The organism is Allobaculum fili (genome assembly GCF_020969955.1).
Classification (GTDB): Bacteria; Bacillota_I; Bacilli_A; order Erysipelotrichales; family Erysipelotrichaceae; genus Allobaculum; species Allobaculum fili.
On sequence record NZ_JAHDSX010000003.1, the window covers coordinates 105,184 to 111,469 of the forward strand.

6 protein-coding genes and 2 tRNA genes are annotated in these 6,286 nt (G+C 49.6%); 4 read left to right on the forward strand and 4 right to left on the reverse strand.

Going from position 1 to position 6,286, the window contains the following annotated elements; all coding sequences use genetic code 11:
• Positions 1 to 78: 78 nt before the first annotated feature.
• Both Afil_RS01690 and Afil_RS01695 read left to right on the forward strand, forming a co-directional pair.
• Positions 79 to 417 carry a hypothetical protein gene (locus tag Afil_RS01690; RefSeq protein WP_230266798.1) on the forward strand — a complete coding sequence of 113 codons (339 nt, stop codon included), beginning with the start codon at positions 79 to 81 and terminating at the stop codon, positions 415 to 417.
• A gap of 79 nt (positions 418 to 496) precedes the next feature.
• Positions 497 to 579: transfer RNA gene (locus tag Afil_RS01695), tRNA-Leu, on the forward strand.
• 234 nt (positions 580 to 813) lie between these two features.
• Here the strand turns inward: Afil_RS01695 and Afil_RS01700 are convergent.
• The 4 genes from Afil_RS01700 to Afil_RS01715 form a co-directional block, all read right to left on the reverse strand.
• Positions 814 to 1,488, reverse strand: a complete 675-nt coding sequence (locus Afil_RS01700) for a cupin domain-containing protein (RefSeq protein ID WP_230266799.1) — start codon at positions 1,486 to 1,488, stop codon at positions 814 to 816.
• Between the two features lie 246 nt (positions 1,489 to 1,734).
• A tRNA-Gln gene (locus tag Afil_RS01705) sits at positions 1,735 to 1,810 on the reverse strand.
• Positions 1,811 to 1,943: 133 nt separating this feature from the next.
• Complete coding sequence (locus Afil_RS01710; RefSeq protein WP_230266800.1) at positions 1,944 to 2,369, reverse strand: GIY-YIG nuclease family protein; 426 nt, start codon at positions 2,367 to 2,369, stop codon at positions 1,944 to 1,946.
• An 87-nt stretch (positions 2,370 to 2,456) separates the two neighbouring features.
• Positions 2,457 to 2,825 (reverse strand): hypothetical protein, encoded by a 369-nt coding sequence (locus Afil_RS01715; RefSeq protein WP_230266801.1) that lies wholly within the window; start codon positions 2,823 to 2,825, stop codon positions 2,457 to 2,459.
• A 499-nt stretch (positions 2,826 to 3,324) separates the two neighbouring features.
• Here Afil_RS01715 and Afil_RS01720 point away from each other — a divergent pair, with 499 nt between their 5' ends.
• A complete protein-coding gene (locus Afil_RS01720; protein ID WP_230266802.1) occupies positions 3,325 to 4,614 on the forward strand; it encodes an O-acetylhomoserine aminocarboxypropyltransferase/cysteine synthase family protein in 1,290 nt (429 codons plus the stop codon).
• A 368-nt stretch (positions 4,615 to 4,982) separates the two neighbouring features.
• Complete coding sequence (gene metA / locus Afil_RS01725) at positions 4,983 to 5,954, forward strand: homoserine O-acetyltransferase MetA (protein ID WP_230266803.1); 972 nt, start codon at positions 4,983 to 4,985, stop codon at positions 5,952 to 5,954.
• The last annotated feature ends 332 nt before the right edge of the window (positions 5,955 to 6,286 follow it).

Genomic DNA, 6,286 nt, shown 5'->3' on the forward strand with positions numbered 1-6,286 from the left:
TCGGCCGATTGGCATAAGGGAATGTTCTTTCTATAATGAAGTCAGATTTAGTGAAATTCATGATAAAGGAGCAAAGGTATGCATACCAACTATGACTGCTTTGAAGATGAACTGATCGAATCCATTGCCCAGCCGATTCTTGAGGCTCTGCTGTCCCTTCAGGACGAACTTGCAGACCCTTATGCAGAGTCAAAAATTTCGATTGTCCCCCACGATTTCCATCCCGCCGATCTGGATGCGGAGGAAGTCTTCCCCATGGATCTGCCTGCAGAGACGGACACGGAAGTTCGACAGGTCATGATCAACTGTGATTTTGACGAAAATCTTCCAGGATTATCCGATGATTTTCTCGAAAAACTGCAGGATTACTTACAGGAAAAGCTCGACGAACTGTCCATGCCCCGTGTTCTGCACTAAAGAGAAGCGATTCTGCCAGATTGTTCTTATGTCTTTAAGATTTTGCGTTCGGCGCGAATCCATGTTTTAATGTCGTCATGCGGATGTGGTGAAACTGGCAGACACTCTAGACTTAGGATCTAGTGCTTCGGCGTGCAGGTTCGAGTCCTGTCATCCGCACCATAAGAAAGCAAGCCCGTCAGATTGAATCTGTTCGGGCTTTTGTTTTGCCTGCGTGATCAATAGATCCGCAGATCTGCGCCGTTTCGTGTTTTTCAAAAAGAAAAATCCGAATTCGCCGGTCCGTACGAATGAACGAATTCGGATAGAAAGTTTCAAATCAGATTCTTCGGCCTGTCGTCTGCATTGTCCTTCGACGCTTCTGCAAACGACTTTTCGGCTTTACTCAGAACCGGCTTATTTCTGAAAGAGCGGTTTTGGTTCCAGGCACATGAGCAGAGCCATCTTGAACGGGCCGTTGACCTGAATGGCGTGGCGGCCGTTTTTGGCAAAGAGAATTTCTTCGCCGGCATGAAGAACATGCTCGACCCCTTCATAAATTACCGTGGCTTCGCCTTCGAGCCCAAAGAGCAGAGCTTCGCCAGGCGCCGCGTGCTCGGAAAGACCGGTGCCTTCGTCAAAGGACATGACGACCAGTTTCATGCCCGGTGTGAAAAATACATCCCGGTTTACAATGGATCCGTTTTTGTACGGAACCAGATCTGCGAGTTTAAAAACCTCTCCAGGTGCAAGATTAAGATTCATGGATTCAGCATCTCCCGGCGCTATTTCTATATAAATAGCGCCTTTTTCGGTTTCTGTTCCCACAGGAACATTTTTCTCGGTCCAGCAGGCGTCCTGGGCGTTCAGTCGTACAACTTCCGTTTGCGAAGTGTGAACCGTCAGATCGCCGTCCATCACCCAGATCAGCTTGTTCTGACGATAGGTTTCCGGAGAAATATCCGTCTGGGCACCAAGAGAAAACACGATGGCCATCCCTTTTGCGTCTGGCAGAAGGTCGTGCGAAATGGTGCAGCCATCGATTGGCTGATCGTCTTTCAAAATGGAAAAGACAGAACCCGGTGTAATCATATGCGTTATCTCCTTTATCCCTGCAGTCGGCTATTTCATCGTCGCCGCTTTCTGGACAATTCCACCCTAGCATACCCGTATTGTTTTATCGAAACGTCCTGACCGATCCGTTTTTACGCATATGGCGCGAAAAAGAAACGAGCCGTTTCTTTGGTCCGCTCTCAAAAGAAAACGCGCTGTCCTTTCGCACGTTCTGGAAAGATAAAAAAAACACGCCAGGCGGTTAACCTGACGTGTAAATTGGCTTGGCTGGGGTACGTGGATTCGAACCACGGAAATGGCAGATTCAGAGTCTGCTGCCTTACCGCTTGGCTATACCCCAATGCGCTCATTTAAGATAATCCATATCTTGGAAGATTGCAAGGAATTCTTTTAAAAAAAGTGAAAAAAAGTTTCGGTAAATATTTTTGATTTATTTATGGTCCCTGCGCATATTCAGCAGTTTCCAGTCCATTTCAAAGCCGTTCTTCCGGCTTTCCCAACCTGCCGGTCCGGTCTGCATCCACGAGAACCGCGTTTTGCGAAAGGATAAGATCCAGCTTTTCTTTTCGGCTCAGCTGTTTCAGGTGCCATTCCCGGCTGAGGGCATCGTGCCGGCTCAAAAAGACTTCGTGATAGACCAGAAGGACCGGAAGACGGCTTCGCGTATACCGCGCGCCTTTTTTCTGGTTATGCGCCTTCAGGCGGCGAGGAAGCCGATTGGTGCTGCCCGTATAAAAGGTTCCGTCTCTGCAGCAGAGGATATAGACATACCAGAAGGGCTGGACAGCTTCCAGAACGGGATCAGGCGTTTCTATATTGCTTTGGGATGAGTCGGACTGAACCGATGAGTTCTGATCTTTTCGAACGCATTGCGCGTTTTGTTTTTTTCGTGTGGTCACAGTCCCAGTTCTCCCCTCTCCCGTTTTGAATTTTGCACAGACAGTTTCTGCCTTTTTGGATCCCGTTTCACCGATTGACGGATTCATTTACTGCCCGCAGATCTCTGCCAGTTTTTCCAGAAAGGCCGCTGTCTGTTCTTCCAGCTGGAAACGAAACAGAAATTCCTCGATCGCCTGATCCAGTTCAGAAAAAGTACGCAGCGAAAGAAAGCCGTCTTCGTTCTGTACCCAGACTTCATAGGAATCCTTATATTTCGACAGATGAACCGCATTCCTTGACCAACCCTTGGTCAAGGAATGCAGTTCGCCTTCTTCTTCGTGGATCCAGTACGCCTTCTCCTCCAGATTCAGGGCGCAAACCGCCGGTTTCAGGACGCTGTGCACAAAGGGTTTCCAATCTCTCTGCGCAGACGACTTTATCGTCTGGATCGGATCGGTATTTGAATCTTCCTTCATCTTTCTTCTTCCTTTCTTAGAACGGTTCCGCCCGCAAAAAGACTGCCGTGCCGCGTGCTTTTCATTTCTGCAAGGAGCAGTCCGGATCCATTTTGTATCCAGTCTGTCTCTCTTTGATCTTCCCGTTCAGGTATTGTTTTTCATGAATTGTTTTTCGGATTTGCGTGCTTTTCGGAACTGAAATGTATCCCGGATACGGTTTATGATCCGTTTCCAGCTTTCCTTTTATTTTTTCGTTTTTGTTTCCGGCGCAGGCGGCTGAAATACCCTCTTTGCCTGCATTTTGAAAGCTGTTTTCTGAAACATCTAGGAAAAGAAGGCAAAGCTTTTATAATAATCGCATTGTTTGTGAAATTTCCTCAGTCCAGCGCAGATCGTTTCCGGCTTTGCCTAATGCAAAATCGAGCCCGAACCGGATTTGCGAAGGCTGATCGTAACAGATCCCCAAACAGCCAGAATTTTTACTGGGTTTGGCGGAATCTTGAGGAGAGATAAGAAAATGAAAAAACAAGGTCTTGGTACCATTGCGGTACAGGGCGGCTATACTCCGGGAAACGGCGAACCCCGTCAGATTCCTATTGTACAGTCGACAACGTTCAAATACGCAAACGGCGATGAAATGGGCGCGCTTTTCAACCTCGAAGCTGAAGGCTACTTTTACACACGGCTTCAAAACCCGACCAACGACTCGGTAGCGGCCAAAATCTGTGCCCTCGAAGGCGGCAGTGCAGCGATGCTCACGTCCAGCGGTCAGGCGGCCAACTTCTTTGCGATCTTTAATATCGCCAACTGCGGCGATCATGTCGTCTGCTCCACATCCATTTATGGCGGAACGTACAACCTCTTCAATGTCACCATGCGCAAGATGGGCATTGACTTCACCTTTGTGGATCCGGACGCTTCCCCCGAAGAGCTGGATGCGGCGTTCCGTCCCAATACGAAAGCTGTCTTTGGCGAAACGATCGCCAATCCGGCGCTCACCGTTCTGGACATTGAAAAGTTCGCGGATGCGGCCCACCGTCATGGGGTGCCGCTGATTGTGGACAATACGTTCCCGACTCCGATTCACTGCCGCCCGTTTGAATGGGGCGCGGATATCGTCACCCATTCCACGACAAAATACATGGACGGACATGGTGCTGCCGTCGGCGGTGCAATCGTCGATTCCGGAAAATTCGACTGGACGGCGCATGCCGAGAAATATCCGGGACTGACCACGCCGGATGAATCCTACCATGGCATTACCTATACCGAACGCTTCGGTCTGGAAGGTGCCTATATCACCAAGGCCACCGCGCAGCTCATGCGGGACTTTGGAGCCATCCAGTCGCCACAGCACGCGTTCTACTTGAACCTGGGTCTGGAAAGCCTGCATCTTCGCATGAAACAGCACGCGATAAACGGCCAGGCGGTGGCGGAATTCCTGGAAAAGCATCCAGCCGTCAAGAGCGTTGAATACGCAGGGCTTCCTTCTTCCAAATACCATGCGCTCGCTCAGAAGTATCTTCCGGAGGGCGGATGCGGCGTTGTCTCCTTCCGTCTGAAGGGCGGTCGCGAAGCCGCACAGAAATTCATGGAAAACCTGAAGATCGCTGCTATTGAAACGCACGTAGCCGATGCCCGCTCCTGCGTTCTTCATCCGGCCAGCACCACGCATCGTCAGCTGACCGATGCGGAACTGGAGGCAGCCGGCGTATACAGCGATCTGATCCGCTTCTCCTGCGGCATTGAAGATACGCAGGATCTGCTAGACGACATTGCACAGGCGCTCGAGGCGACAGAAGCATAGTTTTCCTTTCCATTCGCTTTTATTCCCGTTTTGATTTTGATGTTCTGAACTTTTCCCGGATCGGCAGCTGCTGTCCTTACAGATAGGAACTGGGTTCTATCGTGCCGTCTCGTTCCTGTCTGAGGCCGCTTCTTCTGCCCGATCCGGTTTTCTTCCCTTTTGTATTTTGCAGCGCATTTCTCTATCGCCGTTTCGATATCATTTTTCTGTACCGTTTTGCAGAACCAGATCGCATCCTGGCGGACTTTATGTTTCCGGCTCTGGATTTTGTTCTGCCTCTGGCTTTTGGGTCCGGTCTCTTTTTGCGCAAAGGAGCACCATTAGAATCTGGACCTGACTTTGTACTTTTAGAAAGGAAGTCTGATTGTATGCCGATTAAAATTCCTGAACAGCTGCCGGCGACCAAAACGCTGGTCGATGAAAACATCTTTGTGATGACCGAAACCCGGGCGACCAGCCAGGACATCCGCCCGCTTCATATTCTTCTGCTGAATCTGATGCCGACCAAAATTGAAACGGAGACGCAGCTGGCCCGCGTGCTGGGCAATACGCCTCTGCAGATCGAACTGGATCTGCTGCAGACCTCTTCGTATGAGCCGTCTCATATTTCTTCTTCGCACATGCAGGCGTTTTATAAAACCTTTGATCAGATCAAGGATAAATACTACGACGGCTTTGTGATTACCGGAGCGCCGCTCGAGCATCTGGACTATGAAGAAGTCGACTACTGGAACGAACTTTGCAAAATTATGGACTGGTCGCTGACGCATGTCTTCTCCACCCTGCATATTTGCTGGGGCGCGTTTGCGGGGCTGTACTATCACTATGGCATCGGCAATGTGAAGCTTCCGGAAAAGCTGTTTGGCGTCTTTGAACATCACGTCGATCGTCCAAGTTCAATTCTGTTTCGCGGTTTTGATGACGTGTTCATGGTTCCCCATTCGCGCGGCATTGGTCTGCGCGAAGATCAGGTGCTCGCCTGCGACAAACTGAAAGTTCTCGCTTCTTCCGACAAAGCCGGTCTGTACTGTCTTTCTACAGAAGGGGGACGCCAGATTTTCGTAACCGGACACAGCGAATACGATCCGCGTACGCTCGAAAAGGAATACCTGCGCGATGTCAACGCAGGCGTTCCCATTCACGTTCCGGACAACTACTATCCTGGCGATGATCCGTCCAAGGATCCCGTCGTTCGCTGGCGTTCTTCCGGCAACCTGTTCTTTGCCAACTGGATCAACTACATCGTCTACCAGACGACACCTTACGATCTCGAACAGCTGCAGATCGTCAAGGAATTCATCAAAAACAAAAGCGCTCAGGATCATACGGCAGAGAAGTAGTCAGCCGGCTCTCTGAGTGATCCATACGAAAACAAATCCTTCACCTCTCGCCTTCTTCTGAACAGTGCGCAGGACAGGTTTCTGTTTTCCATTGGTTTGATTTTTGCGGCTTTTGTATAAAATCTGTACCTTTTCTGAATTTCGAAAAAATGTCTGTCCATTTGCGGGCAGACATTTTTTCTCTGCAATCCATTCGAATTCGTTCGTAAGCGTCAAATAAAAGACGGGTATTTTCTCGACCGCCTCCTTGGGATAATTCCTTTATTCAAGGAGGCTTTTTCATGGAATCAATCATCCCTGCAATCGATCTCGGTATCGATTTCTCCAAAGTT

Bases quoted from the DNA above. Each gene is read 5' to 3' on its own strand.
- Afil_RS01720 (WP_230266802.1), top strand. From the start codon at position 3,325: ATGAAAAAACAAGGTCTTGGTACCATTGCGGTACAGGGCGGCTATACT.
- Afil_RS01690 (WP_230266798.1), top strand. From the start codon at position 79: ATGCATACCAACTATGACTGCTTTGAAGATGAACTGATCGAATCCATT.
- metA (WP_230266803.1), top strand. From the start codon at position 4,983: ATGCCGATTAAAATTCCTGAACAGCTGCCGGCGACCAAAACGCTGGTC.
- Afil_RS01715 (WP_230266801.1), bottom strand. From the start codon at position 2,825: ATGAAGGAAGATTCAAATACCGATCCGATCCAGACGATAAAGTCGTCT.
- Afil_RS01700 (WP_230266799.1), bottom strand. From the start codon at position 1,488: ATGATTACACCGGGTTCTGTCTTTTCCATTTTGAAAGACGATCAGCCA.